The organism is Streptomyces sp. NPDC006335 (assembly GCF_040612795.1).
Classification (GTDB): domain Bacteria; phylum Actinomycetota; class Actinomycetes; order Streptomycetales; family Streptomycetaceae; genus Streptomyces.
In genome coordinates this window covers 44,414-69,396 of sequence record NZ_JBEXQX010000023.1, presented here as the reverse complement: position 1 = coordinate 69,396, position 24,983 = coordinate 44,414, and the positions used below count along the sequence as shown (strand labels likewise).

General features: G+C 70.0%; 21 protein-coding genes and 3 pseudogenes. 15 read left to right on the top strand and 9 right to left on the bottom strand.

The window, feature by feature from the left end; translation table 11 throughout:
- Positions 1–10: 10 nt before the first annotated feature.
- Positions 11–1,000 carry a TauD/TfdA family dioxygenase gene (locus ABZ098_RS39540; RefSeq protein ID WP_356598889.1) on the bottom strand — a complete coding sequence of 330 codons (990 nt, stop codon included), beginning with the start codon at positions 998–1,000 and terminating at the stop codon, positions 11–13.
- A 295-nt stretch (positions 1,001–1,295) separates the two neighbouring features.
- Here ABZ098_RS39540 and ABZ098_RS39535 point away from each other — a divergent pair, with 295 nt between their 5' ends.
- The 4 genes from ABZ098_RS39535 to ABZ098_RS39520 are packed head-to-tail and all read left to right on the top strand — an operon-like array spanning position 1,296 to position 6,224.
- Entirely contained in the window at positions 1,296–2,849 is a 1,554-nt protein-coding gene (locus ABZ098_RS39535) for an ABC transporter substrate-binding protein (RefSeq protein ID WP_356598887.1), read from the top strand.
- A complete protein-coding gene (locus tag ABZ098_RS39530) occupies positions 2,834–3,841 on the top strand; it encodes an ABC transporter permease (protein ID WP_356598885.1) in 1,008 nt (335 codons plus the stop codon). Before ABZ098_RS39535 ends, ABZ098_RS39530 begins: the two co-directional genes overlap by 16 nt.
- Positions 3,838–4,689 (top strand): ABC transporter permease subunit, encoded by an 852-nt coding sequence (locus ABZ098_RS39525; protein WP_356598883.1) that lies wholly within the window; start codon positions 3,838–3,840, stop codon positions 4,687–4,689. The genes ABZ098_RS39530 and ABZ098_RS39525 overlap by 4 nt, the downstream gene beginning before the upstream one ends.
- 5 nt (positions 4,690–4,694) lie before the next feature.
- The gene (locus ABZ098_RS39520) at positions 4,695–6,224 is read left to right on the top strand and encodes an ATP-binding cassette domain-containing protein (RefSeq protein WP_356598881.1); all 1,530 of its coding nucleotides are present in this window, start codon (positions 4,695–4,697) and stop codon (positions 6,222–6,224) included.
- Positions 6,225–6,520: 296 nt separating this feature from the next.
- Here the strand turns inward: ABZ098_RS39520 and ligA are convergent, their stop codons facing one another.
- Positions 6,521–8,605, bottom strand: coding sequence for an NAD-dependent DNA ligase LigA (gene ligA, locus ABZ098_RS39515; protein WP_356598879.1), 2,085 nt, complete (start codon positions 8,603–8,605; stop codon positions 6,521–6,523).
- A gap of 135 nt (positions 8,606–8,740) precedes the next feature.
- Positions 8,741–9,466: pseudogene (locus ABZ098_RS39510) on the bottom strand (zinc-binding dehydrogenase); the annotation flags it as partial.
- 393 nt (positions 9,467–9,859) lie between these two features.
- Here ABZ098_RS39510 and kdpF point away from each other — a divergent pair.
- From kdpF to ABZ098_RS39485, 5 genes and pseudogenes are all read left to right on the top strand, one after another.
- Positions 9,860–9,949, top strand: a complete 90-nt coding sequence (gene kdpF / locus ABZ098_RS39505; protein ID WP_016434100.1) for a K(+)-transporting ATPase subunit F — start codon at positions 9,860–9,862, stop codon at positions 9,947–9,949.
- 8 nt (positions 9,950–9,957) lie between these two features.
- Positions 9,958–11,622, top strand: a complete 1,665-nt coding sequence (kdpA, locus tag ABZ098_RS39500) for a potassium-transporting ATPase subunit KdpA (protein ID WP_356598876.1) — start codon at positions 9,958–9,960, stop codon at positions 11,620–11,622.
- Positions 11,619–13,745 carry a potassium-transporting ATPase subunit KdpB gene (kdpB, locus tag ABZ098_RS39495; protein ID WP_356598874.1) on the top strand — a complete coding sequence of 709 codons (2,127 nt, stop codon included), beginning with the start codon at positions 11,619–11,621 and terminating at the stop codon, positions 13,743–13,745. Before kdpA ends, kdpB begins: the two co-directional genes overlap by 4 nt.
- A 24-nt stretch (positions 13,746–13,769) precedes the next feature.
- Positions 13,770–14,438, top strand: coding sequence for a potassium-transporting ATPase subunit C (locus tag ABZ098_RS39490; RefSeq protein WP_356598872.1), 669 nt, complete (start codon positions 13,770–13,772; stop codon positions 14,436–14,438).
- 111 nt (positions 14,439–14,549) lie between these two features.
- Positions 14,550–14,774 (top strand): annotated as a pseudogene (locus ABZ098_RS39485) (response regulator); the annotation flags it as partial.
- Between the two features lie 72 nt (positions 14,775–14,846).
- Here ABZ098_RS39485 and ABZ098_RS39480 read toward each other — a convergent pair.
- Complete coding sequence (locus ABZ098_RS39480; RefSeq protein WP_356598870.1) at positions 14,847–15,728, bottom strand: IS5 family transposase; 882 nt, start codon at positions 15,726–15,728, stop codon at positions 14,847–14,849.
- Between the two features lie 34 nt (positions 15,729–15,762).
- Positions 15,763–16,152 (bottom strand): RidA family protein, encoded by a 390-nt coding sequence (locus ABZ098_RS39475; protein ID WP_356598868.1) that lies wholly within the window; start codon positions 16,150–16,152, stop codon positions 15,763–15,765.
- A 72-nt stretch (positions 16,153–16,224) separates the two neighbouring features.
- On the opposite strand from ABZ098_RS39475, the gene ABZ098_RS39470 reads away from it, so the two are divergent.
- A complete protein-coding gene (locus ABZ098_RS39470) occupies positions 16,225–17,133 on the top strand; it encodes a LysR family transcriptional regulator (RefSeq protein ID WP_356598866.1) in 909 nt (302 codons plus the stop codon).
- A 757-nt stretch (positions 17,134–17,890) separates the two neighbouring features.
- Here ABZ098_RS39470 and ABZ098_RS39465 read toward each other — a convergent pair.
- Positions 17,891–18,268 (bottom strand): ANTAR domain-containing protein, encoded by a 378-nt coding sequence (locus ABZ098_RS39465; protein ID WP_356598864.1) that lies wholly within the window; start codon positions 18,266–18,268, stop codon positions 17,891–17,893.
- A 392-nt stretch (positions 18,269–18,660) separates the two neighbouring features.
- Between ABZ098_RS39465 and ABZ098_RS39460 the strand changes: the two genes are divergently transcribed.
- Complete coding sequence (locus ABZ098_RS39460; RefSeq protein WP_356598862.1) at positions 18,661–19,185, top strand: ATP-binding protein; 525 nt, start codon at positions 18,661–18,663, stop codon at positions 19,183–19,185.
- Between the two features lie 195 nt (positions 19,186–19,380).
- Here ABZ098_RS39460 and ABZ098_RS39455 read toward each other — a convergent pair whose 3' ends face one another.
- From ABZ098_RS39455 to ABZ098_RS39445, 3 genes are read right to left on the bottom strand one after another with little or no spacing between them, the layout of a single operon-like run.
- Positions 19,381–19,824 carry an SRPBCC domain-containing protein gene (locus ABZ098_RS39455; RefSeq protein ID WP_356598860.1) on the bottom strand — a complete coding sequence of 148 codons (444 nt, stop codon included), beginning with the start codon at positions 19,822–19,824 and terminating at the stop codon, positions 19,381–19,383.
- Positions 19,825–19,838: 14 nt separating this feature from the next.
- A complete protein-coding gene (locus ABZ098_RS39450; RefSeq protein ID WP_356598858.1) occupies positions 19,839–20,195 on the bottom strand; it encodes a metalloregulator ArsR/SmtB family transcription factor in 357 nt (118 codons plus the stop codon).
- The gene (locus tag ABZ098_RS39445; RefSeq protein WP_356598856.1) at positions 20,192–20,659 is read right to left on the bottom strand and encodes an SRPBCC domain-containing protein; all 468 of its coding nucleotides are present in this window, start codon (positions 20,657–20,659) and stop codon (positions 20,192–20,194) included. Before ABZ098_RS39445 ends, ABZ098_RS39450 begins: the two co-directional genes overlap by 4 nt.
- A 179-nt stretch (positions 20,660–20,838) precedes the next feature.
- Between ABZ098_RS39445 and ABZ098_RS39440 the strand changes: the two are divergent.
- From ABZ098_RS39440 to ABZ098_RS39425, 4 genes and pseudogenes are all read left to right on the top strand, one after another.
- Positions 20,839–21,108, top strand: a pseudogene (locus ABZ098_RS39440) (DUF664 domain-containing protein); the annotation flags it as partial.
- Between the two features lie 95 nt (positions 21,109–21,203).
- Complete coding sequence (gene sigJ / locus ABZ098_RS39435) at positions 21,204–22,151, top strand: RNA polymerase sigma factor SigJ (protein ID WP_356598854.1); 948 nt, start codon at positions 21,204–21,206, stop codon at positions 22,149–22,151.
- Positions 22,152–22,265: 114 nt separating this feature from the next.
- Entirely contained in the window at positions 22,266–23,462 is a 1,197-nt protein-coding gene (locus ABZ098_RS39430) for an FAD-dependent oxidoreductase (RefSeq protein WP_356598852.1), read from the top strand.
- A 184-nt stretch (positions 23,463–23,646) separates the two neighbouring features.
- Complete coding sequence (locus tag ABZ098_RS39425) at positions 23,647–24,924, top strand: MFS transporter (protein WP_356598850.1); 1,278 nt, start codon at positions 23,647–23,649, stop codon at positions 24,922–24,924.
- Positions 24,925–24,983 lie beyond the last annotated feature (59 nt).

Sequence of the window (24,983 nt, the reverse complement as noted above, 5' to 3'; positions counted from 1 at the left end):
GGGCGGGACGTCAGAGGTGGGCCACGAGCGCGGCCTGGCCGTACCCGTGTTCGTCGGCCTCGGCCAGCGGGCGGGTGCGGCGGCCGGGAACGCGCACCGAGGCGCGCTTGAGCCAGCGGTCGGTGCCGTCGTAGCGGGCCCTGAACGGCACCCGGCCGTGGACGACCAGGTCGTTGTCGACGACCAGGACGTCGCCGGGCTCCAGAGCGACGGCGACCGACACGCGTTCCAGCTCGGCGGTCAGCCGGTCGTAGGCGGCGCGGTAGTCGGCGGGTGCCTCGTCGAGCGGGGTGTAGGCGGGGTCGTAGCGCAGGGTCGGTCCGTTCTCGGTCTGCCACAGGACGGGCACCTTGGGCGGCTCGCCCGTGAACGAGCGTGCCTCGGTGTAGGCGTCGTCGGGGAGGATCGGCAGCACCGGCCGGGACAGCAGGGCCATGTCGTCCGGGTCGAGGCGGACCTTGCGGACGCTGGCGGCGGTGGTGGCGACGGCGTCGTGGTTGCGCATGCAGGCGAGCAGCAGCAGGTGGGCCCGGCCGGGGTGGAAGGCGTCCTCGGTGTGCGGGCTGAGCAGCACGGCGCTGCTCGCGCCGGTCTGTTCCTGCTCGTGTCCGGGGGAGGGCACGATGTTGTGCACGAACCGTCCCCCCTGCTGTCCCTGCCAGGCGATCGGGTGGCCCATGACGGCGGCGAGCAGGAGCAGGAGCACGTCCCACTCGGCCGCGCTGTCGCCCGCCACGGCCCAACTCGCGGGAGAGGGGCCGACTCCGCCGTCGTCGACGTGCAGACCGCGCAGGACGTAGAGGCCGTCGTCGGTGTCGACCGGGCGACATGGGTGGCGAATCGTTTCGCCAAGACGGGCGGCGGACAGGGCCACCCGGCGGAGCAACTCGGGGCTCGTTGCCGAACTACCGAGATCGGCGAGGATCTTCTGGGCGGTGGCGGTCAGCTCGTGGACGGCGGGCGCGTCGAGCTGCCGTAGGGGTGCGGCTCCCGTGGGCATGCGGAGTCATCCGTTCCGGGTGCGGGTGAGGGTGGGACGGAAACGCGTCTCTGTGAACTGCCTGTGCCCTGGCGTGCCGCAACGTATCAGTCTGTATTAGGTAAGGCAATCCTAACTACGGTCTTGTGCTCCCGCTGGCGCTCCACCGGGCCCGAGGTGTCGACGCGTGCTCCTGTGCGCCGATTTGACGCCCCGACAGAAACCGCGGAAACACCGCTCATGGGTTGCGCAAAGGATCTTCTTAGGGTAGGCACACCTAAGCAACTTGCCCCATGTGACTGGAACGAGGTCGTACGTGAACTGGAACAGACGCCAAGTGCTGTGGGCCGGCGGCGGAATAGGCGCGGCCGCACTCCTGGCCGCCTGTGGTGACGGCGACGAGACCTCGTCCAAGTCATCGGCGAAGGGGACCGAGAAGCCCCGCAGCGGCGGCACCCTCCGTGTCGGCGCCCTGGGTCGCGCCTCGGCCATCACCCGTGACCCGCACGGCACCCAGGCCAACGAGAGCGACTACCTGATCATCTCGCTGGTGTACGACACCCTCACCGTTCCCGGCGCCAAGCCCAACACCGTCCCCCGCCTCGCCTCCTCCTGGAAGGCGTCGGACGACCTCAAGACGTGGACCTTCACGATCGCCAAGGGTGCGAAGTTCCACGACGGCACACCCGTCACCGCCGCCGACGTCGTCTGGTCGCTCCAGCGACTGCGCAACACGCCCTCGGGCGCGTCCCGGCTGCCGGGCATCAAGCCGGAGAACATCAAGGCCGGCGGCGACGACACCGTCGTACTCGTGTCCGACTACGCCAACGCCGAACTGCCCCTGCTGACCCGCCTGACGACCTTCGTGCTGAAGAAGGACACCGCGGACAAGGACCTCGGCAAGGCCCCGGGCACGGGCCCGTTCAAGCTGGACTGGTTCCGCTCCGGCAACGCCCGACTGGTCCGCAACCCCGACTGGTACGGCGGTGAGGTCCTCCTCGACGCCATCGAGGTCAAGATCTTCGAGAGCCCGCAGGCCATGGCCAACGCGCTCCTCGCCGGGCAGATCGACGTCGCCTCCAACGTCGGCGCGGTCGCGGCCCGTACGGCCGAGAAGCGCGGCGACATCCAGATCGTGCGCCGCCCCAACGACATGGCGATGCCGATCGTCCTGCGCACCGCCGACGGCCCGTTCGCCGACGCGAAGGTGCGGGAGGCGCTGCGGCTGGCCGTGGACCGCGAGGCGATGGTCAAGCAGGTGCTGTCCGGCTACGGCACGGTCGCCAATGACATCCTCGGCACCGGCGACCCCGCCTACGCCAAGGACATCCCGCAGCGCGCCCGCGACCTCACCAAGGCCAAGTCGCTGCTGGCGGAAGCCAAGTTCGACCTGTCGAAGACGTACGAGCTGCTGACCACCGAGGACATCCCGGGCCTCGCCGAGGCGGCCACCCTGTTCGCCTCCCAGGTCCGCGAGGCCGGGGTCAAGGTCAAGGTGGTCAAGCAGGAGTCCGCCACCTTCTGGGACAAGACCTGGCTCAAGGGCGACCTCTACACCACCTACTGGGGCACCAACGACTCCGTGGTGTTCTTCGCCAGCAAGACCATGGTCTCCGACTCCGGCCAGAACGAGGCCGGTTGGAAGAACGCCGCCTTCGACGCCGCGTACAGGAAGGCGATGGCCACGAAGGACCCCGCGGCCCGCACCAGGACGCTGCGTGAGCTCCAGCAGATCGAGTACGACGAGTCCGGCTACCTGCTGTGGGGCATGGCCGACGGCATCGACCTCGCGGGCGCGGCCGTACGCGATCTGCCCACCCTGCCCGGCTACGGGCGTGTCCAGCTCGAGACGGCATGGCTGGCTCGCTGACCCGCGACGAACCGGCCGGCGGCAGCGTCCTGCCCCGGCCGGTTCCGGCGTTCGCGCGAACCGCCGTGCACGTGGCCGGCGTTCTCGCGCGCCGGGTGCTGCTCCTCGCCGTCCTGCTCGCCGTGGTCTTCGCCGCCGTGGAACTGCTGCCGGGCGACGCGGCCACCGCCACCTCCGAACGGGGGGAGAGCGCGGCCGACCTCGCCGAACGGCGCCGGCTCCTCGGCCTCGACCAGCCGGTCCTGGAACGCTTCTGGGACTGGATGACCGGCCTGCCCACCGGAGACCTCGGCACCTCGGCCCGCGGCGAGTCCGTCGCCGACCTGCTCTCCCGCCCCTTCCCCAACACCCTGCTGCTCGGCGGACTCGCCCTGCTGCTGACGCTGATCGCCTCCGTCGCGCTCGGCTGCTGGGCGGCGGCCCGGCCCGGCGGCAGGATCGACCGGGCCGTCTCGGCGAGCGCCACCGGCGTCCTCGCCCTGCCCGAGTTCGTGGTCGCGGTGGCCCTGGTGCTGGTCTTCGCCCTGTGGACCGACTGGCTGCCCGCCGTCACCCTCACCGACGCCGACGGCTCGCCCGCCTCCTGGCGGATGCTCGTACTGCCCGTGCTCGCCCTGGCCGTCCCGCAGATCGGCTGGAACGTCCGGATCGTACGGGCCGCGCTCGCCGACGAGGCCAAGGCGCCGCACATCGAGACCGCCGTGCTCGACGGACTGCCCCCGCACCGGATCCTGACCCACCATCTGCTCCCCGGCGCACTGCCCACCATCGCGGCCGGCCTCGCCACCTCCACCGGCATGCTGCTGGGCGGCGCGGTCGTGGTGGAGACCATCTTCAACTACCCCGGCATCGGCTCCGTCCTCGCCGGAGCGGTCACCGACCGGGACAGTCCCGTCATCGCCGGCGTCGTCGCCGTCACCGGAGCCGTTCTCACGGGCGTCCTGCTGATCGCCGACCTCGTACGCGCCTGGGCTTCCGGAGGCCGGACATGACCACGCCAGCCATAGCAGCGACGGCACACACCACCGGCGTCCGACGGCGCGGAAGGGTCCTGCGGATGCTCCCGGCCCTGCTGCTCGCCGCCCTCGCCCTGGCCGGCCCCTGGCTCGCCCCGCACGCCATCGACGCCCCGGTCACCGCCCCGTACGCGGAACCCGGCGGCGAAGCACCGCTGGGCGGCGACCAGTTGGGCCGGGACGTCCTCAGCCGGATGCTGGCCGGTGGACGCGAACTCGTCGTGACCTCCCTGCTCGTGGCCGTCCTCGTCACGGCGGCGGCCGCCCTCCTCGGCGTCATCAGCGTCCTGCGCCCGGGTGTCGGCCGGATCATCGAACGCACCGCGGACGTGCTCATGCTGCTCCCGGCCGTCCTCGGCATCCTCCTGGTCACCCTGTCCTGGCCGGACGGCGGACGCCTCGCCGTCGTCACCGCCTCCGTCGTCCTGGGCGTTCCCTACGCGGTGCGCCTGGTCGCCGGCGCTGCCGCGCCCGTGGCGGCCTCCGGGTACGTGGCGGCGGCCGCCGTCGGCGGCGAGCGCCTGTGGCACCTCGTCGTACGGGAGGTACTGCCCAACCTGCGGGCCACCCTGCTCGCCCTCTTCGGGCTGCGCTTCGTCGCCGCCGTGTACCTCGTCGCGACCGCGGGATTCCTCCAGGTCGGCCCCCAACCACCCGCCGCCGACTGGGCGTTGATGATCCGCGAGAACTCCCCGGGCATCCTCCTCAACCCCTGGGCCGTCCTCGCCCCCAGCATCGCCATCGGCCTGCTGGCCATGAGCGTCAACCTGGCGGCCGCCACCCTCGTGCCCCCGACCGGCCGGAAGGCGGTACCCGCACTGTGAACCACATGCCCGACTGGTACGCCGACAGCCACGTGAACGGAGGCCCGGGGACGGTCCAGGTCGCCGGCCTGACCGTCACCGCCCCCAGCGGCCGCGTTCTGCTGGACCGCGCCGACCTGGAACTGGCCCCCGGGCGTGTCACCGCCGTCGTCGGACCCTCCGGGTGCGGCAAGACCACCCTGCTGCGTGCCGTGGCGGGAGCCCTGCCCCCCGGCACCGAACGCACCGCCGGCACCGTCACCGTCCTCGGCCAGGACCCGCTCGCCCTGTCCGCCCCCGCCCTGCGCAGCCTGCGCCGACACCGACTCGCCTACGTCGGCCAGGACCCCGGCTCCGGCCTCAACCCGCGGATGAGCGTGCGCCGCCTGCTCGCCGAAGTCGCCGTGGACGCCGGCCGCGAGGCGATCCTGGCCCAGCTCACCGAAGTGCGGCTGCCCGTCGACCAGGGCCTGCCGGACCGCCGGATCGGCGGGCTCTCGGGCGGCCAGCAGCGGCGGGTCGCCCTGGCCCGGGCGCTGGCCCGCCGCCCGGCCGTCCTCCTCCTGGACGAGCCGACGGCCGGACTCGACCCGGCGCTGCGCGACGAGATCGCCGACCTCCTGAGCCACCTCGCCGAGCACCACCGCATCGCCATCGCCCTGTCCTGCCACGACACCGACCTGGTGGCCCGGCTCGCCGACGACGTCGTGGACCTGACCGGCCCGCGCCCCGAAGCGGCCGTGCCCGCGCCGCGCACCACCAACTCGCGCGTCCACCTCCCGGCCGATGGCGCCCCGACCCTCACCGCGTCCGGTCTGCACGCCGCCCACACCCACCGCGGCCGGCGAGTCCCCGTACTCCACGGCATCGACCTGACCCTCGCCGCCGGCAGTAGCCTGGGCATCGTCGGCGCCTCCGGCTCCGGCAAGACGACCCTGCTGCGCACACTGGTCGGCCTGCACCGCCCCACCGCCGGTACGGTCGCCCTGGAGGACGCGCCACTCGCGCCCGCCGCTCATCGCCGCTCCCGAGAGCAACGCCGTCGCCTGCAACTCGTCCCGCAGGACCCGCTCGGCGCCCTCAACCCCAGCCGCACGGTGGGGGCGACCCTGCGCCGCCCTCTCCTCCTGCACCGTCGCACCGGCCGGGCCGACGCGCCCTCCCGCGTCCTGGAACTCCTCGACCAGGTCGGCCTGCCCGCCGCGACCGCCGACCGCTACCCCCACGAGCTGTCCGGCGGACAGCGCCAACGCGTCTCCATCGCCCGCGCGTTGGCCACCGAACCCGACGTCCTGTTCTGCGACGAGGTGACGTCCGCACTGGACGGGGACACCGCCGCGGCCGTCATGGACCTGCTGACCGAACTCCGTGACCGGCGAGGGCTGTCCCTGGTCCTCGTCAGCCATGACCTGCGCCTGGTGGCCGACCGCACGGACACCCTGGTCGTCCTGTCCGAAGGGCACGTGGTCGAATCGGGGCCCACCGCACAGCTCTTCAGCTCACCGACGCATCCGGTGACGGCGGCACTGGCTACGGGGGTGCCGCTGGGGCGCTGAGAAGCACGGCGCGGTCACCGGTGGCCGAGACCACCGAGATCCGCCTCCGTTCTACGTCCGTCCTGCTGGGCCGCTCCCCGACGGGGCGTCGCCGATGAACGCGCGGGCGTCAGCGGGAGTGTGGAAAAGCCTCGGCTGGACCGGGGAGACCAGCCGGGGCTCTGGTTGATGACGTGCGGAGGGCGGTCGCCGCTCGGCGAAGGGCCCCGTGGAGCTTCAGGCGAATGGTTACGGCGTGGCGTCCCGGGGGGCGATTGACCGTCGTGAGTCGTGGCAACCCACCGCCGGGGTTGGGGTCAGATGGTGAAGTCGGCTACCAGGGCGGCGAATTCGTCCGGGGTGGCCAGGCGGATACCGAGGTCTTCGGCCTTCACACGCTTGGACCCCGCGCCTTCTCCGGCGACGACGAGGGTGGTCTTCTTGGAGACGCTGGAGGAGGAGCGGCCACCCGCGCGCTCGATGAGTTCGTTCATCTGGTTGCGGCTGAGTCTCTCCAGCACGCCGGTCATCGCACCGGTGACTACGACCGTCATCCCGGCCAGCGGCCCGACTTCCCCTGGGGCCTCCGCGTCGCCGGGGGTGTCGTCGGCCGGGGGCCTGGGCGGGGTCGCGCCGGGCTCGGTCATGTTCACCCCGGCCGCGGCGAGCTTGTCGATCAGATCCGCGAGTTCGGCGAGTTCGGCGACGATGGAGGGAGCCTTCTCGGTGCCGATGCCCTCGACTTGCTGCATCGTTTCGGCGTCGGCAGCGCGGATGTTGTCCATGGTGGCGAAGTGACGGGCGATGCGACGGGACATGGAGCGTCCGGTGCCGCGGACCCCGAGCGCGCACAGCACCCGCGACAGCGGCCGTGTCCTGGCCGTGGCGATGGCTGCGAGCAGGTTGTCGGTGCTGGTCGCGCCCATCCGCTCCAACGTCAGGAGCTGGTCGCGGGTGAGGGTGAACAAGTCGGCGAGGTCGGCCACCAGGCCCGCCTCGACGAGCTGGACGATGCGGGTGGCGCCCAGGCCCTCGATATCGAGCTGATCGCGGCCGGCAGCGTAGGAGAGGGAGGCCACGAGGTGGCAGTTGCGACCCTGCTCGCACCGCCAGCGTTCCTGGCTGGTGTCGATGGCGGAGCCGCACCGCGGGCACACCTCGGGGAACGCGATCGGCTGCTCGTCACCGGTGCGCAGGTGGGCGACCGGTGCCTCGATCCGAGGGATGACATCACCGGCGCGATGAACCATCACGTGATCTCCGAGCCGCAGATCACGGCGGGTGATGTCGGCCGGGTTGTGCAGCGTCGCGTAGGTGATGGTGGCGCCCTCGATCTCCACCGGCTCGAGGACGCCGCGCGGGGCGATGATCCCGGTGCGGCCCACGTTCCACTCCACTTCCACCAGACGGGTGATCTTCTCCACGGCGGGGAGCTTGTAGGCGATCGCCCAGCGAGGCGCACGCGAGCCGGATCCGGCGGCCCGCTGGTCGTCGGCCAGGTCGGCCTTGACGACGATGCCGTCGATCCCGAAGGACAGCTCCGCACGGAGCGCGGCGATCTCCCGTACGCGCTCCAGGACCTCCTCCCCGGTCACGACGGTGACGGTGGGCACCGCGGTGGCGGCGAGGGTGTGGACACCCAGCCGGGCGGTCACGGCCATCAGTTCGCTGTGCGCGAGCCCGTCCAGGTGCTCGATGAGTTCGGTGTCCGTGTCCGGCAGGGGCAGCAGGCCGTACCCGAAGAACGTCATCGGCACCGTGTACGCGCGGTCCTTGGCCCGCAGGGTGCCCGCGGACGCGCCGCGCGGGTTGGCGAACGGCTGCCCGCCGTGCGCGGTGCGCACCTCGTTGGCGTGCTCGAACTGGGCCCTGGTCATCAGGACTTCACCGCGCACCTCCACAGTGACCGGCTGCTCCAGCCGCGCCGGCAGCCCTTCGAGGGTGCCGATGGCGTGCGAGACGTCCTCCCCGGCGATCCCGTCGCCTCGGGTGATCAGCCGGGTCAGGCGTCCCTGGGTGTAACGCGCCGCGACGGCGAGACCGTCCAGCTTGGCCTCCACACTGAAGCGTTCCGCCTCGTGCCCGATCCGGCGGGCCAGCGAGGCCGCCCACGCCGTGAACTGCTCGGGCGAGAACACGTTGTCCAGGCTCAGCATCGGCACCGTGTGCGGCACATCGCCCTCGACCGCACCGCCGGCCACCTTTCCGGTCGGCGAGGCGGGCAGCACCTGATCGGGGTGTGCGGACTCCCACGCGGCGATGCCGCGCACCAACTGGTCGTAGGCGTCGTCGTCGAGCGGAGAGGTGCCGTCCGTGTAATAGGCGGCCGCGGCCGACACGACGTCCTCGACGGCCTGCGCGTAGGCGGCGGCGTCCACGATCTGCGCAACTGGTGTGGTCATGCCGTCATCCTGCACTCCACCACTGACAACGCCACCGGCCGAAGCCGAGGGCCGGCCGCCGCGGACCCGTTGCGGAGGGGCTGCTGCTCCCTTCGCCGGCGACGTGGCCGAGACTCGGGAAGCGGCCTCGCCGCATCACAGGGTGAGAAGCACCTTGGTGGCGCGCTGCTCGTCCATCGCCTTGTACCCCTCCGGTGCCCGGTTCAGGGGCAGCGTGAGGTCGAAGACCTTGCCGGGGTCGATCGTGCGGTCCCAGATGAGCTGGATCAGGTCGGGCAGGAACCGGCGTACGGGGGCGGGGCCGCCGAGGGTGTGGATGCCGGCGAAGAACAGCTCGATGCCCGGGATGGTCACGTCGTGGTTGACGCCCACGTAGCCCAGGTGCCCGCCGCCGCGGGTGGCGCCGACGGCCTGCATGAACGCTTCCTGGGTGCCGACGGCCTCGATGACCGAGTGTGCGCCGAGCCCGCTCGTCAGGTCCTTGATCCTCTCGATGCCTTCCTCGCCGCGCTCTTTAACGATGTCCGTGGCGCCGTAGTAGCGGGCCAGCTTCTGCCGCTCGGGGTGGCGGGACATCATGATGACGCGTTCCGCTCCGAGCTGCTTGGCGGCGAGGACGGCCATGAGGCCGACGGCGCCGTCACCGACGACCGCGACGGTCTTGCCGGGACCGGCCTCGGCGGCGACGGCGGCATACCAGCCGGTGCCGAGCACGTCGGAGGCGGCCAGCAGGGCGGGGATCAGCTCCGGGGCGGGCTGCCCGGGGGTGGCGACCAGCGTGCCGTCGGCCAGCGGGATGCGGGCCTTCTCCGCCTGGGTGCCGATCCCCGCGTGGACGAACTCGGCGTGCACGCACTTGGAGGCCGGTGCCGACGCTTCGGCTTGCGGTGCTCGTCCTGACCGCGTCCGTCGTGGTCGTCGCCCTCCTCGTCCCGGGCTCCACGAGTGAGCGCGGTCGAACGCGCATACCGTGCGGCGGGAGACGGACGGGGCGGGGATCTGCCGCCTGCGGTTCCGTCTGTGGTGGGGGTAGTGGGGGCGGCGGCCCGTTAGGGGCCCGTCAAAGGTGTGGGGGTCGCCGTAAGGGACTCGTCAACGACCGGTCGATTCCTGCCAGGGGCGGGGTTTCCTCTACCTGTCCGTATCTCTTTCGAACCACTTCTAGGAGTTCGCGATGGCCGATCTGGCCTTCGTCGTCACCACGGTCGCGGTCTTCGCGCTGGTGGCCCTCGTCGCCAAGGGGGTGACGAAGCTGTGACCGCCGAGAACATCGTCGGCCTCGTCGTGGCCGTCGCTCTACTGGGTTATCTCGTCCTCGCCCTGATCTTCCCGGAGAGGTTCTGAGATCTGACATGGGTCCCGTACTCGCCGGCGTCCTTCAGTTGCTCGCCCTCATAGGGGCGCTGGCGCTCGCCTACATTCCCCTCGGCACTTACATGGCCAGGGTCTACTCCACCGACAAGCACTGGCGCGTGGAGAAGCGGATCTACAAGTGCATAGGCGCTGATCCGGACATGGAGATGCGCTGGCCCGCGTATCTGCGTGGGGTGCTGGCCTTCTCACTCGTCGGCGTTCTGTTCCTGTACCTGATGCAGCGGCTTCAGGGTGTGCTGCCGGGCTCTCTGGGCTTCAAGGCGATCGATCCGGACCAGGCGTTCAACACCGCCGTGTCCTTCGTGACCAACACCAACTGGCAGTCGTACTACGGCGAACAGGCTATGGGTCATGTAGTGCAGACCGCCGGGCTCGCGGTGCAGAACTTCGTCTCGGCCGCCGTCGGCATCGCCGTGGCCGTGGCGCTGGTGCGGGGGTTCGCCCGGTCCCGCACCGGTGAACTCGGCAACTTCTGGGCCGACATGGTGCGCGGGGTGACCCGCATCCTGCTGCCGGGCGCCTTCATCGCCGCGGTCGTGCTGGTCGCCTGCGGTGCGATCCAGAACTTCTCCGGGATCCACGAGGTGGGTCAGTTCATGGGAGGGTCGCAGCAGTGGAACGGGGGCGCCGTCGCCTCGCAGGAGGCCATCAAGGAATTGGGCACCAACGGCGGCGGTTACTTCAACGCCAACTCCGCGCACCCCTTCGAGAACCCGACGCCCTTCACCAACCTCTTCGAGATCTTCCTGCTGCTGGTGATCCCGTTCTCCCTGACCCGCACCTTCGGTGTCATGGTCGGCTCGGTCAGGCAGGGCTACGCGATCCTCGCGACCATGGCCACCATCTGGGTCGGGTTCGTCGCGCTGATGATGTGGACCGAATTCGCCCACCACGGCCCGGCGTTGCAGATTGCCGGCGGGGCGATGGAGGGCAAGGAGGTGCGTTTCGGGGTCGGCTCCTCGTCCATCTTCGCGGTGTCGACCACCCTGACGTCGACCGGTGCGGTGGACTCCTTCCACTCGTCCTTCACCGGGCTCGGCGGCGGGGTCACCCTGCTCGGCATGATGCTGGGCGAGATCGCGCCCGGCGGTACCGGCTCCGGGCTCTACGGCATGTTGATCATGGCGGTCATCGCCGTGTTCATCGCCGGCCTGATGGTCGGCCGTACCCCCGAGTACCTGGGCAAGAAGATCGGCACCCGCGAGATGAAGCTCGCCGCCTGCTACATCCTGATCACACCGGCCCTGGTGCTCGTCTTCACCGCTGCGGCGATGGCCCTGCCGACTCCGGCGCACTCGATGACCAACAGCGGGGCGCACGGGTTCTCCGAGATCCTGTACGCCTACACCTCCGCCGCCAACAACAACGGCTCGGCCTTCGCGGGGCTGAACGCGGACACCCAGTGGTTCAACACGACCCTGGGTCTGGCCATGGTCCTCGGCCGCTTCCTCCCCATGGTGTTCGTACTGGCGCTCGCGGGTTCGCTCGCCGGGCAGAAGCCGGTGCCGGAGACCGCGGGCACCCTGCGTACCGAGAAGCCGTTGTTCACCGGGTTGTTGGTGGGGGCGATCCTCGTCATCACCGGTCTGACCTACTTCCCGGCCCTCGCGCTGGGGCCGCTGGCCGAGGGGCTGGCGTCATGACGACCCGCACGGAAAGCGAAGAGATGTCCACGGCCACTCCGACCCGGGCGCCGCACAGTGAGGTACCCACCGGGCACCAGTCTTCCGAGGGTCGTGTCGGCGCTGGCCTCTTCGATCCCAAGCAGCTGCTGAAGTCCCTGCCGGATGCCTTCCGCAAGCTCGATCCGCGGTTGATGGTCAAGTCGCCCGTGATGTTCGTGGTGTGGATCGGCTCGCTGCTGACCACGGTGTTCTCCTTCAAGGACCCCGGCGACTGGTTCGGCTGGACCATCAGCGTGTGGCTGTGGCTGACCGTCGTCTTCGCCAACCTGGCGGAGGCCGTCGCCGAGGGCCGTGGCAAGGCGCAGGCCGACACCCTGCGCAGGGCCAAGACCGACACCGTCGCGCGCCGCCTGCTCGAAGATCGCTCCGAAGAGCGGGTGCCCGGACCTGAGTTGCAGATCGGCGACCTGGTCGTCTGCGAGGCCGGTGACGTCATCCCCGGGGACGGTGACGTCGTCGAGGGTGTCGCCTCCGTCGACGAGTCGGCCATCACGGGCGAGTCCGCCCCGGTCATCCGGGAGTCCGGCGGCGACCGGAGCGCTGTCACCGGCGGCACGAAGGTGCTCTCCGACCGGATCGTCGTCAGGATCACGACGAAGCCCGGTGAGACGTTCATCGACCGGATGATCAATCTGGTCGAGGGGGCCTCCCGGCAGAAGACGCCGAACGAGATCGCGCTGAACATCCTGCTGGCGTCCCTGACGATCGTCTTCCTGCTGGCGGTCGCGACCCTGCCGCCGTTCGCGGACTACGCCGGCACGCACCTGACGATGGTGGTGCTGGTCGCCCTGCTGGTCTGCCTGATCCCGACCACCATCGGCGCCCTGCTCTCCGCCATCGGGATCGCCGGCATGGACCGGCTCGTCCAGCGCAACGTCCTGGCGATGTCGGGGCGCGCGGTCGAGGCCGCCGGTGATGTGTCGACGCTGCTGCTCGACAAGACCGGCACCATCACCCTCGGCAACCGCCAGGCCGCCGAGTTCGTCCCGGCGGCCGGGACGACCGAGGCCGAGGTGGCGGACGCCGCCCAGCTCTCCTCGCTGGCCGACGAGACGCCCGAGGGCCGCTCCATCGTCGTACTGGCGAAGGAGAAGTACGGCCTGCGCGAGCGCCATCAGGGCGAGCTCACGGGAGCCGAGTGGATCGAGTTCACCGCGCAGACGCGGATGTCGGGTGTGGACGTCGACGGGCGCAAGGTCCGCAAGGGCGCTGCCGGTTCGGTCATCAAGTGGGTCGAGGGGCGGGGCGGCACGGTCGCCCAGGACGCGGAGGCGGCGACGAGCCGGATCTCCGAGGCGGGTGGTACTCCGCTGCTGGTCGCGGTCGAGGACACAGCGGGCGCCCGCGTCCTGGGAGTCATCCACCTCAAGGACGTCGTCAAGCAGGGCATGCGCGAACGCTTCGACGAGCTGCGGCGCATGGGCATCAAGACCGTCATGATCACGGGCGACAACCCGCTGACCGCCAAGGCGATAGCCGAGGAGGCGGGCGTCGACGACTTCCTCGCGGAGGCCACCCCCGAGGACAAGATGGCCCTCATCAAGCGGGAGCAGGCGGGGGGAAAGCTCGTCGCGATGACCGGAGACGGCACCAACGACGCGCCGGCGCTGGCGCAGGCGGATGTCGGCGTGGCGATGAACACCGGTACGTCGGCCGCCAAGGAGGCCGGCAACATGGTCGACCTCGACTCGAACCCGACCAAGCTGATCGAGATCGTCGAGATCGGCAAGCAACTGCTCATCACCCGGGGCGCGTTGACGACGTTCTCCATCGCCAACGACGTCGCGAAGTACTTCGCGATCATCCCGGCGCTGTTCGCGGCCGTCTACCCGGGCCTGGACAAGCTCAACATCATGGGCCTGTCCTCGCCGGACTCCGCGATCCTGTCCGCGGTGATCTTCAACGCGCTGATCATCATCGCGCTGGTGCCGCTCTCGCTGCGGGGCGTGCGGTACCGGCCGGTCAGCGCAGACAAGATGCTGCGCAGGAACCTCACCCTCTACGGCCTCGGCGGCCTGATCGCCCCCTTCGTCGGCATCAAGCTGATCGACCTGCTCATCTCCCTCATCCCCGGGCTGTAACTTCTTGAAAGCGTGCTGACCGCCATGAACAACTCCGTATCGAACACAGGCCGGTTGCTGTGGGCGGCACTGCGTGCCCTGCTGATGCTGACCCTGGTGACCGGCGTCATCTACCCGCTGGCCGTCACCGGTTTCGCCCAGGTCCTCTTCAACGACAAGGCGAACGGCTCGCAGGTCGAGGCGGACGGCAAGGTCGTCGGGTCGTCGCTCATCGGTCAGGCGTACGACCTGCCGTTGAAGAAGGGCCAGGAGACCCCGGAGCCCGACCTGAAGTGGTTCCAGGGTCGCCCGCAGAACGGCCTCGGCTCCAACAGCGTCAACACCCAGTACAAGCTGATCCTGTCCGGTGCGACCAACCGGTCTGCCGACAACCAGGACCTGATCGACTGGGTGACCGCCGCCAAGGCCGCCGTCGTCAAGGACAACTCGGTCGCCGGCTACACGGTCGAGCCCGCGCAAGTACCCGCCGACGCGGTCACCTCCTCCGGCTCCGGCCTGGACCCGGACATCTCCCCGGCCTACGCGGACCTCCAGGTCCACCGGGTCGCTGAGAAGAACGGTCTGACCGTCGCCCAGGTGCAGAAGTTGGTCGACGAGCACACCACGGGCCGCACCCTCGGCTTCATGGGGGAACCCCGGGTGAACGTCCTGGAACTCAACATCGCGCTCAAGGCACTCGTGGACAAGGACTGACGGCGTCGCACGACCGAGAGGGAAGTCGGCGGGCCGGACGGTCGGCTGCGCCGACTCCCGCAGTCACACCGCGGGCACGTCCCACGACGTACGACAGGAAGGCGCACGCCGATGACACGGGTGTCGGTGGTGGAGGACGACCCGCAGTCCGTCAAGGCCCTCGGCCTCAACCTCCAGGCACGCCGCTACGGGGTCGACGCGGCCCCCCGACGGCGCCTCCGCGCGCTGCGACTCGCGGCCGCCCGGCAACCCGATGTCGTGATGCTCGACCTGGGTCTGCCCGCCATGGACGGCGGGGAGGTCATCAAGGGCCTGCGGGGCTGGACGCGGGTGCCGACGACTACGTCACGAGCCGCTCAGCATGGACGAACTGCTCGCCGGAGGGCTGCCTAGGGCCTGTCCGGCGGATCATGGTCGGAGCCATAAGCGGATCGTGGCGAGGGTGACGGTGCCGTGGAAAACGTAGGCGTGCTTGTCATAGCGCGTGGCCACGGCCCGGAAGTTCTTGAGCGCGTTGATGGTGCGTTCAACCTCGTTGCGGCGTCTGTAGATCGCCCTGTCGAAGCCAACGGGTCGGCCGCCCCGGCGTCCGCGTCGCTGCCGGTTGGCCCGTTGGCTTCGCGGTTCGGCAATGGTGTGGCGTCTGCGAAGGTAGCGGCGGTTGCGGCGGGAGCTGTACGCCTTGTCTCCGCTGAGATGGTCGGGGCGGGTACGAGGGCGGCCGGTAGTGAGCCGGGGGACGTTCAGACGTTCCAGCACCGGGATCAGCTGCGGGGCATCGCCCCACTGGCCCGGGGTGATCAGGAACGCCAAAGGCCGGCGGCCGCCCTCGCCGACCAGATGAATCTTGCTCGTCAGACCGCCCCTCGAACGTCCCATCCCTTCATCTGGCCGATGCTGAGAGGGCAGAGCCCGGCGTCCCGGGATACGCGGGGGTGTCGTGCGCGCGCCGGCCGCGTGCTGATGGGCCCGGCAGAAGGTGGAATCGATACCGACCATGCTCCAGTCGATCCGGTCTTCAGCGTCGGCGTGCGCCAGGAGCGAGCGAAGGATCTTGTCCCAAGTGCCGTCAGCCGACCAGCGTCGGTGACGCTCGTAGACGGTCTTCCACGGCCCGTACTGCGCAGGCACGTCACGCCAGGGCGTGCCCGTTCGTAGGCGGAAGAGGATTCCGTTGATCACCGTGCGATGGTCACTCCACCGTCCGCCCGGCAATCCGCCGCCGGGCAGCAGTGGTTGGAGCTCTGCCCACTCGGCATGTGTCAGATCGCCCCGCGCGACCTCGGGCACGGTGCCCCCCGTTCACCCAGACCGGACAACGCGGTTACGCGGTGATCCGCCGGGCGTACACCTCGATCTCGATCTTCATGCGGGGATCGGCGAGGCCGCACATGAGCATGGTGGCGGCCGGCCGGACCTTTCCGAAGGCGCGACGCAGCACCGGCCAGCAGGGCTCAAAGTCGGCCCGGTCGGGCAGCAGATAGCGCACCCGCACCACGTCAGCGAAGGTGCACTCCGCTTCGGTCAAGGCGGCCTCGATGTTGCGCAGGCACTGCTCCGCCTGCTCCACCACGTTGTCCGAGATCGTCATGGTGGTGTAGTCGAACCCGGTCGTCCCGGACACATGAATCCAGTCACCGTCGACCACGGCGCGGGCGTAGCCGATCTGCTCTTCGAACGTCGAGCCGCTGAGGATGGAACGTCGCTCTGTCATGCGCCGAACGCTAAGTGACCAGCACTGATACGTCTAATACGCTTTCGAGCATGGAGTGATATCTCTATGCGTATGGAGCGCCCTGAACTTCCCCTCCCGCAGCTGCACGCCTTCGTCGTGCTCGCCGAGGAACTCCACTTCGGCCGCGCCGCCACCCGGTTGGGCATCGCCCAGCCGCCGCTGAGCCAGCAGATCCGCCGCCTGGAAGACAAGGTCGGGTACGCGCTCTTCAGCCGCGAACCCGGGAATATCGGCCTCACCCCGGCGGGCCGGGAACTCCTGCCCGCCGCCCGCCATGCCCTCACCGACCTGGCAGAGGGCCTGACCGCAGCCAGAGAAGTCGGCAGCGGCAGAGCTGGCCGCCTGCGGATCGGCTTCGCCGCCTCCCTCGCCCTCACTGTCCTCCCCGGCCTGCTGCGCACTTTCCGGGAACGGTTTCCCGCCGTGGACCTGGACATCCAGGAGATGACCACCACACCGCAACTGGCCGCTCTGCGCGAAAGGACGATCGACATCGGCCTGTTGCGCGAACCGCCCGCCCATGACGCGGACCTCGGATTCAAGACCGTGTTGACCGAACCGTTCGTGGCCGTCCTGCCCTCCTCACACCCACTCACGGCACAACGGACCGTCAGCGTCGAGCAGTTGGCAGAATGCCCCTTCGTGCTCCTGCCCCGCGCCGTCGGCCCGCCGCTGTACGACCAGATCACCAGCCTGTGCACCGCTGCGGGCTTCACCCCCCAAGTGACCCAGCACGCCGCGGAATGGCAGACCGTCTGCGCCCTGGTGGAAACCGGCCTGGGCGTATCACTGGCCCCGGAGAGCATCCGCCGCATCCGCCTCAAGGGCGTCGCCTTCCGCGGGATCGAGCCCGGCACCGCGCGCACACGAGTCGCCGTCGCGTGGCGCAAGAACGATGCAAACCCCCTGGTCCTACGCCTATTGGCAGCTCTCAATCAAGATCCGCCGGACAGGCCCTAGGCCCTGCGTGACGGGACTCGGGACAACGCGTCCTTCGCTCCTCGGATGCCCAGTCGGCTCCTATGCCTCCTCGTGGGGGCTGGGTGCCGCTCGGACCGTGACAGGTGCCGTCGGACGGGGGCGCCGCCGGGGGGATTTTGTGGGCGGGGTCCGTCGTCGTACGGCATGCTCGCCGCGCACAGGCTGCCGCGCTGCCGTACAGCTCCACCAGGTGGGAGGCCATGTCGATCCCTGCGGACACACCCTCGCCGGTGACTATGTCCCCGGCGTGGACGCGGACGCCGTGGCAACGCGGGCAGGGGGGACCCGCAGGGGTGCGGGCGGCATTCCGCCACGGTCCGCAGCAGCCGGAGTGCGCCACGCTCGCCGTAACCCAGCCACAGCCCGCACAGCAGGGCCGCCACCAGGTGGGCCGCGTACATGCAGAACATCGACGTGCAGCTCAGCCACTGCTCCAAGACGGGCGGAGCGCCGGATCCCGAGTCGACCGAATGACCCGTCCCCATGGGAGGCGCGCGCACGGAGCCCATGTCCATGAGCCCCGTGTCGTGCCGCACGGACCCCATCGGCTTGTCACCGGTCTCACCCGACATGGCGTCCAAGTCCGCTGTCGGCCGCGCAGCGGACTGTGCGAACACGAAATGGCCTGGTCTCGTACTCAACAGACGACGAGCGCACTCCGTGGCGTGCGGTTTCCGTTCGCCTTCCGTGACGAACTGCAGAAGCAGGCGGCTGAACGTATCGACCTTCCCGGACGCTACCTATCCGCTGATCCCTGTTCGTGTCTGGCCTGCCATGCGCTGAGGGCCGCTGCCAGGTGTTCCTGGAGGTGCTCGGGCATGGACGTGCCGGTGGCTGCCTGGGTGACGGCTTCGGCGACCGTGCGGAGTTGGGTGTCGGTCTGCCGGGAGACGGTCACCAGGATCTCCCACGCCTCTTGTGGCGGGCAGCCGTAACCGGCCGCCAGCACGCCGCGGGCCATGTCGATCACCGGGCGGCTTTCCATGGCCCGCTTGAGTTGCTCACGTTCTTGCTCCAGTTCAGCGGCGGTATCGAGCTGCTGGTACTGCTCGTTTCCGTCGGCAGCCTGTGCGGAGTCGGTCAGCGAGGGGTTCTGTCGTGGGGAAGGTCGCATTGCCGTCGCCTGCCCTTCACGCGCACCGGCACACGCGCGTTCCCGGAACAGGCCCTGTGGTAGCGACGATCACCGCGTGCGCGGGGGAGCGGTCGGTGATCTCTCACCCGCTCGCTCTCCGCGAGGGCGACCTCGCCACCGGCACGCCGACTGAGTCTGTGTGCCCCGGCACCCGGTCGGCACCGCCCCCCTCACTCCCCTGTTAAGTGACTCCAGGCAGGCGCAGTCACCGTCCAGGCCACCGTGGCGGCCCTGCTCCTTCCCCGCCCGCCCGGCACACGAAACGATGCGGTCCCTGTGGTCCCTGTGGCCCGCGCAGCCTCGGCTGCGCTCCCGGCCGTCTCGGCAAGAAAGCAGTTGTCCGCCAGGCGGATTCCCTGAACGATCCGGGTGTGACCACGTTGTTTCTGACAGTCGGCCTGCCGGGGGCCGGGAAGACCACAAGGGCACGGCAGTTGGCGAAGGAGCACAACGCGATCCGGCTGACACCTGACGAGTGGATGATCCCGCTGTTCGATGAGCCGGAGGCGGGCGGGAAGCGAGCCGTCCTGGAAGGACGGTTCCTCTCACTGGCCCTGGAGGCGCTGAGGCTCGGGACCAACGTGATCCTGGACTTCGGCTGCTGGTCTCGTGACGAGAGGTCGGCGATCCGCTGGCTGGCGGAGTCCGTGGGGGCGTCCTGCCGCATCGTGTACGTGCCGGTGGATCCCGAGACACAGCGAGCCAGGATCGCCCACCGCCAGTCGGTCACTCCGGATCAGACCTTCCCGATGAGCGACGCGGACCTCGTGCGCTGGAGGGCGCTGTTCGAGGAGCCGGACGCTGCGGAACTGGATGGGTACGAGATGGACAGTCCGCCTGTCGGTTGGCCGGGTTGGCCCGAGTGGGCCGCCGACCGGTGGCCCTCGTTCGTCTGACGTGCGGTCACGGCCTCGGCACCACGAGGAGCTCATCGGAGAGGGCGCGGGCCGCTGGGCGACCACCGCCCGACCTGCGTGCTGATCGACGTCTTCGCGATCCTCCTCGCGGGTCCGGGTCCGGGTCCGGGTCCGGGTCCGGGTCTGGGTCCGGGTCCGGGTCTGGGTCCGGGTCCGGGTCAGTTCCGGCCTGGGTCAGTGCCAGTCGCTGATCTTCACGTCGCGCGGATCGGGGGCACCTTCCCCGGTCTCCAGGAGCTGCTTGAGGCTCAGCAGGAAGGTGGCCCACTTGGTGCTGCAGTGGTGCATGAACTCGACCGGCTCACGCCAGCCCTCGTGCTTGAACAGCACGATCGTGTAGTCGCCGTCCTGACGGAGGTCCCACCGCACGCTGGTGCCGATCCATTCCTGCGGTCCGTCCACGACGTCCCAGCGCACGAGCCGGCCCGGATCGAGCTCGGCGACCTTCATGTCGAACCCTCCCGGTCCGAACCGGAACCCGATCACGCCACCGAGGTCGGTCTTCCCGGACGTCTTCTCGGTCCACCAGCCGGACAGGCCGTCCAGGGTGGTCAGCGCCTCGTACACCTGCTGGGGCGAGGAGTGCTCGATGCCGATGCGGTGAAGGATGTCTGCCATCTCCGTGTTCCTCTCTACTGCTTCTTGTCGGTCTCGTTGGCCGTGTCCTTGTCGCGCTGGATGGTCTCGGCGATGCGCCTGATGCGCTGGAGACGGGAGTCCCAGGCGGCGCCGACGTCGGCGAGTTGGGCGACGGCGCGGGCGAGCTGGGCCTGATCGACGCGGAACTGTCTCTCGCGGCCGGCGGTGGTGGCGTGCACCAGTCCGACCCGGTCGAGGACGGCGAGGTGTTTCGCCACCGCCTGACGGGTCACCGGCAGTTGCTCGCTCAGGCTCGTCGCCGTCCCGCTGCCCTCACTGAGGAGCAGGTCGAGCATCCGGCGCCGGGTCGGGTCGCCCACCGCCGACCAGAGGTCGTCGTCCACTGTCACGCTTGTCCACCGGCTTCGACCTTCGCGGCGTACGCAGGCAGCCGCGGCAGGTAGAAGTCCCAGCCGGTGACGTGCTCGGCGTACTTGGCGGCAGCCTTCGCCTCGTCCCAGCCGCGCTCGCGGAAGCCGCTCTCGGTCATCCGCAGGAGCGTCCCTGTCCCGGTGGGCTCGAGCTCGAAGACGACCAGGTTCGAGTTGTCCGGGCCGGCTGATTCCCCTTCCTCATGGGTCCACCGGAAGGAGAAGAGCCGTGGTGGCACGGCGTCGACGACCGTGAACTGCACCCAGGTGCCGCCCTGAGAGCAGTCGCCGAAGCCGATCCGTCCCGATCCCCCCGGCACGACCGGGAACTCCGCCTCGTCCGGCCACCACTCGCGCAGGTGCTCGGGACTGCTCACCACGTCGAAGACGACCTCTGGTGAGGCATCGATGTGGATCTCCCGCTCGATCGTTCCGTACTCCATGTCGCCCACCTTCTGCAACGTTTGGTTGCACGTCAATCTAGTCGACCGTACGCCGAATGTGCAACCTTTAGTTGCGTGAGGGGTCAGATTGATCGGCTGCGTGTCACCGGCGCTTCTTCGGGTCCTGGACGGACAGCGGCAGCCGGCGACGAGGAGGTCATGCGCGGTCTGACGAGCGGCGACGAGGCGTGGAAGGTGGCCCCGGAGATGCCCGCCGTCGAGTGCTCGACCTGTACCGCCAGGAGGCGGAACCCGTCGATGCCGTCATTCCCGCCACTGCCGCCGACGCCACCTTGGCCTGGTGGCCCCATGATCTGTTCCGTGACCCGAACCTGCACACCCTGCGCGACGTCCTGCCGCATGTCATCACCGAGTCCGCGTGCCACACCGACCACCTCGACACGGCCCGAGAGCTGATCGACGGCCGCTGCTGGCTGGTGCTGACCTGAACGGGCCGACCCGGCTCCGCCCCTCTCCTGCCGAGCCGCCTGCGCAAGGCCCCGTAGGGCCGTGAAACCGCAGGCCCCCTCTATAAGATCGTGGCATGGCCCTGACTCTCAGTGAAGTAGACCGGTTCGAGGCGGCCAGACCGCGTCTCGAGGCCATCGCCTACCGCATGCTCGGTTCGGCGAGTGAGGCGCAAGACGTCGTACAGGAAACGTATCTGCGCTGGCAGGGCGCCGATGTCGCACGCATCGAGGTGCCGGAGGCCTGGCTGACCAAGGTGCTCACCAACCTCTGCCTCAACCAGCTCACGTCGGCCCGTGCGCGCCGGGAGACCTACGTCGGGCAGTGGCTGCCCGAACCGCTGCTCGAAGGGGACCCGATGCTGGGCCCGGCGGAGACGGCCGAGCAGCGCGAGTCGGTGTCCTATGCCGTGATGGTCCTTCTGGAGCGCCTCTCGCCGAACGAGCGCGCGGTGTACGTGCTGCGCGAGGCGTTCGCGTACTCCCACCGGGAGATCGCCGAGATCCTGGAGCTCACCGAGGCGGCCAGTCAGCAGATCTTCCATCGCGCGAAGAAGCATGTGGCGCAGGGCAGGGTGCGGGTCGAGATCGACGAGGCGGCCGCGCGCCGGATCGTCGAGGAGTTCCTCGCCGCGGCGACCAGCGGTGAGACCCAACCGCTGATCAAGCTGCTCACCTCGGACGCCGTCGTGGTCGGCGACGGCGGCGGGAAGGTGCCGGCCCGGGCCAGTGCCGTCGCGGGCGCGCACGCGGCGGCCAAGTTCCTCCGCGGGCTGTTCAAGCCGGCGCCGTCCAAGCGGGATCTGGTCGGCGGTTCGCCCGATCTCTACGCCACCACGGCCAACGGCGGCCCCGCGGTCGTGGCGGTGGTCGACGGGCGCGTCTTCGGCGTCATGTGCCTGGAGCGGACTCCGGAAGGCGTCGCCGCGGTGCGCAGCCAGGTCAACCCGGACAAGCTGGAGCGCGCGACAGAGCGGTGGGCCGCGGGCGATTTCGGTTCTCCGGTCGTGATCGGAGCTCTCTGATCCAGCATGTGATGCAGGTCACTCTCCGTTGGTGTCAGGGATCCGCGGGCTGCCCGGTTCAAGGGGCGTGACCGGGCCAGAAGGCACCGGACCCGTGCGGACAGGAGTAAGCGAATGCAGCACCGGATCATCGTCCTCGGCGCCGGCTATTCCGGAGCGATCGCGGCAGGCCGCCTCGCCAAGCGGCTGCGCCGTGAGGACGTCACCATCACCCTCGTCAACGCCGAGCCCGACTTCGTCGAGCGGGTCCGGATGCACCAACTGGCCGTGGGCCAGGACCTCAAGCCTCGCCCGCTGGACGAAGTGTTCGCCGGCACCGGCGTCGAGGTGAAGCTCGCCAAGGTCACCTCGATCGACGTGGACGGCAAGTCTGTCACGGTGGACAGCGCGCAGGGCGTGGCGGAACTGCCGTACGACACCCTCGTCTACGCCCTCGGCAGCGCCGGGAACGACCACGGTGTCCCGGGTGTCATCGAGCACGCCCATCAGATCGCGAGCCGCCCCGGTGCGCTCCGGCTGCGCGAGCGGCTGGCCGGGTTGGCCGAGGGCGAGACGGTCCTGGTCGTGGGTGGCGGACTGACCGGCCTGGAGTTCGCGACGGAGGTGGCCGAGGCCCGCCCGGACCTCGACATCGCCCTTGCCACGCGCGCCGAACTGGGCGACTGGCTTTCCCCGAAGGGCCGTGCGCATCTGCGCAAGGTCGTCGACAGGCTCGGCATCACGGTGCACGAGAACGCCGCGGTGACCGCGGTCGAGGCGGATGGGGTCACGACCGCGGACGGCCGGACTTTCGGCGCCGCCGTCACCGTGTGGACGACAGGCTTCGCGGCACACCCGCTGGCGGCGTCCACCAGCCTCGAACTCGCCGACGACGGCCGCATCGTGGTCGACGCGACAATGCGGTCCGTCTCGCACCCGGACGTCTACGCGGTCGGCGACGCCGGCCACGCCCTGGGTGTCGCCGACAAGCCGCTGCGCATGTCCTGCGCCTCGGGCACCCCCATGGCCTGGCAGGCCGCCGACTCCATCGCGGCCCGCCTGACCGACGGCAAGCTGCCGAACGTGCCGCTGCGCTACTTCAACCAGTGCATCTCCCTCGGTCGCAAGGACGGTCTGATCCAGTTCGTCACGGCCGACGACCGTGCCGTGGACCGGGCCCTGACCGGCCGCTTCGCGGCTCGCTACAAGGAATTGGTCTGCCGGGGAGCGGCATGGAGCCTCGCCAACCCGACGCTGGGCATGCCGGTGCGACGCCGGCGGGTGGTGGCGAGCCAGCCGGCGTCGGAAGGGGCGGCACGGGTGGCGGTGTGATGCGCGCGGTGCCCTGCACGCGGCACGGAAGACCCGGACTGCTCCCGGGTCTTCCGTGCCGCGCGGGCCCGCATCGCTGACGCCCTGTCGCAGTGGCAAGACGGTTCCGACGGCGCGGCAGCCGGCGCAGGCGGACACGATCCACTGACGGAGCGCATGCAGGCGAGGGAAGGGATCTGCCGGAGTGTCGCACCCACAGGACGAGGACGGGAACCCGGCCGGCTTCCCCCTGCTGGCGGTTCTCGGCCTGATGGCGGGAATCTTCGCCGTCGGCTCGGAAGAACTGGTCGTCTCACCGCTGTTGGTGCGCATGGCCACCTCGTTCGACACGACGGTCGGCGTCATGGCGCTCTCGGTCAGCGTCTACGGCGCCACGACCGCCCTCGGCGCGCTGGTCTTCGCACCCTTGGGCGACCGGGTGTCACGCAAGCTCAGCCTGTCGGTCGGGATGGCGGTGTTCATCCTGGGCACCGTGCTCTGCGCGTGCGCCCCGGGAACAGGTCTGCTGTTCACCGGCCGGGCACTGGCGGGCCTGGCGGCGGGCGCGTTCGTACCCACCGCCTACGCCTTCGTCGGAGACCAGATCCCCTACGAGCACCGTGCCAAGGCCATGGGGATCCTCGTGTCGAGCTGGTCGCTCTCCCTGGTGCTGGGCGTGCCGATGGGATCCTTCATCGGGCAGTGGGCGGGCTGGCGGTGGACCTTCGGCCTGCTGTCGTTGATCGGCGGTCTCGTCCTGGCGGCGTTGCTCCGGGCCGGCGGCGAGCGGCGGCCAAGTCATGAGAGTCGCACCGAGTCGTACGAACCTGCCGGGCGGTCGGCGGGATGGACACGGTCGGCGGCCCGGGCCTTCCTGACCCCGCGAGTCCCGGCGTACGTGGTGACGACCTTCCTGGTGATGCTGGGCTGGTACGGGATGTACACGTTCCTCGGAACCGCGCTGGAGAACCGTTACGGCTCCGCCAGCTCCCTGACCGGCGTGATGATCCTGCTGTACGGCCTCGGTTTCGCCTCGAGTTCTGTCACGGGCAGGTTGGCGGACCGGCTGGGCAAGGAGCGCGTGCTGACCGCCTCACTGGTCGCTCTCGTGCCCGCGCTCGTGGGCGTGCCGCTGCTCATCCACTGGACGGCACCGCTCGCCGTGTGCCTCTTCGGCTGGGGCATTCTCCAGAGCCTGGTCGTCACCTTGCTCAGCACGCTGCTCAGCGAGAGCTCACAGCACCACCGGGGTACCGTCCTGGCGTTCTACAGCCTCGCGACCAATCTCGCCGTGGCCGTGGGTGCCGCCGCCCTGGCTCCCTTGTTCACAGCGCACGGCTTCCTCGCTGTGGGGTACGCCTGCGCCGCCATCACCGCCGTCGCTGGGGGCCTGAGCCGATGGACGCCGCGCACGCCCACGAGCGACCCCGCAGCCGTGGCCGTATCCCAGCCACGTGGAGGAAGCGGAGAGAAGGACCTGTGAGGACCTGTGAGGACCTGATGGGCAGGCCTGCCGCAGAACCACCGACCCCGCCCCAGCTC

Coding starts and splice junctions, on each gene's coding strand:
- ABZ098_RS39445 (WP_356598856.1), bottom strand. CDS start 20,659: ATGGAGTACGGAACGATCGAGCGGGAGATCCACATCGATGCCTCACCA.
- ABZ098_RS39470 (WP_356598866.1), top strand. CDS start 16,225: ATGGAGCGCCCTGAACTTCCCCTCCCGCAGCTGCACGCCTTCGTCGTG.
- ABZ098_RS39455 (WP_356598860.1), bottom strand. CDS start 19,824: ATGGCAGACATCCTTCACCGCATCGGCATCGAGCACTCCTCGCCCCAG.
- ABZ098_RS39540 (WP_356598889.1), bottom strand. CDS start 1,000: ATGCCCACGGGAGCCGCACCCCTACGGCAGCTCGACGCGCCCGCCGTC.
- ABZ098_RS39465 (WP_356598864.1), bottom strand. CDS start 18,268: ATGCGACCTTCCCCACGACAGAACCCCTCGCTGACCGACTCCGCACAG.
- ABZ098_RS39530 (WP_356598885.1), top strand. CDS start 2,834: ATGGCTGGCTCGCTGACCCGCGACGAACCGGCCGGCGGCAGCGTCCTG.
- ABZ098_RS39475 (WP_356598868.1), bottom strand. CDS start 16,152: ATGACAGAGCGACGTTCCATCCTCAGCGGCTCGACGTTCGAAGAGCAG.
- kdpA (WP_356598876.1), top strand. CDS start 9,958: ATGGGTCCCGTACTCGCCGGCGTCCTTCAGTTGCTCGCCCTCATAGGG.
- sigJ (WP_356598854.1), top strand. CDS start 21,204: ATGGCCCTGACTCTCAGTGAAGTAGACCGGTTCGAGGCGGCCAGACCG.
- kdpB (WP_356598874.1), top strand. CDS start 11,619: ATGACGACCCGCACGGAAAGCGAAGAGATGTCCACGGCCACTCCGACC.
- ligA (WP_356598879.1), bottom strand. CDS start 8,605: ATGACCACACCAGTTGCGCAGATCGTGGACGCCGCCGCCTACGCGCAG.
- ABZ098_RS39490 (WP_356598872.1), top strand. CDS start 13,770: ATGAACAACTCCGTATCGAACACAGGCCGGTTGCTGTGGGCGGCACTG.
- ABZ098_RS39430 (WP_356598852.1), top strand. CDS start 22,266: ATGCAGCACCGGATCATCGTCCTCGGCGCCGGCTATTCCGGAGCGATC.
- ABZ098_RS39525 (WP_356598883.1), top strand. CDS start 3,838: ATGACCACGCCAGCCATAGCAGCGACGGCACACACCACCGGCGTCCGA.
- ABZ098_RS39520 (WP_356598881.1), top strand. CDS start 4,695: ATGCCCGACTGGTACGCCGACAGCCACGTGAACGGAGGCCCGGGGACG.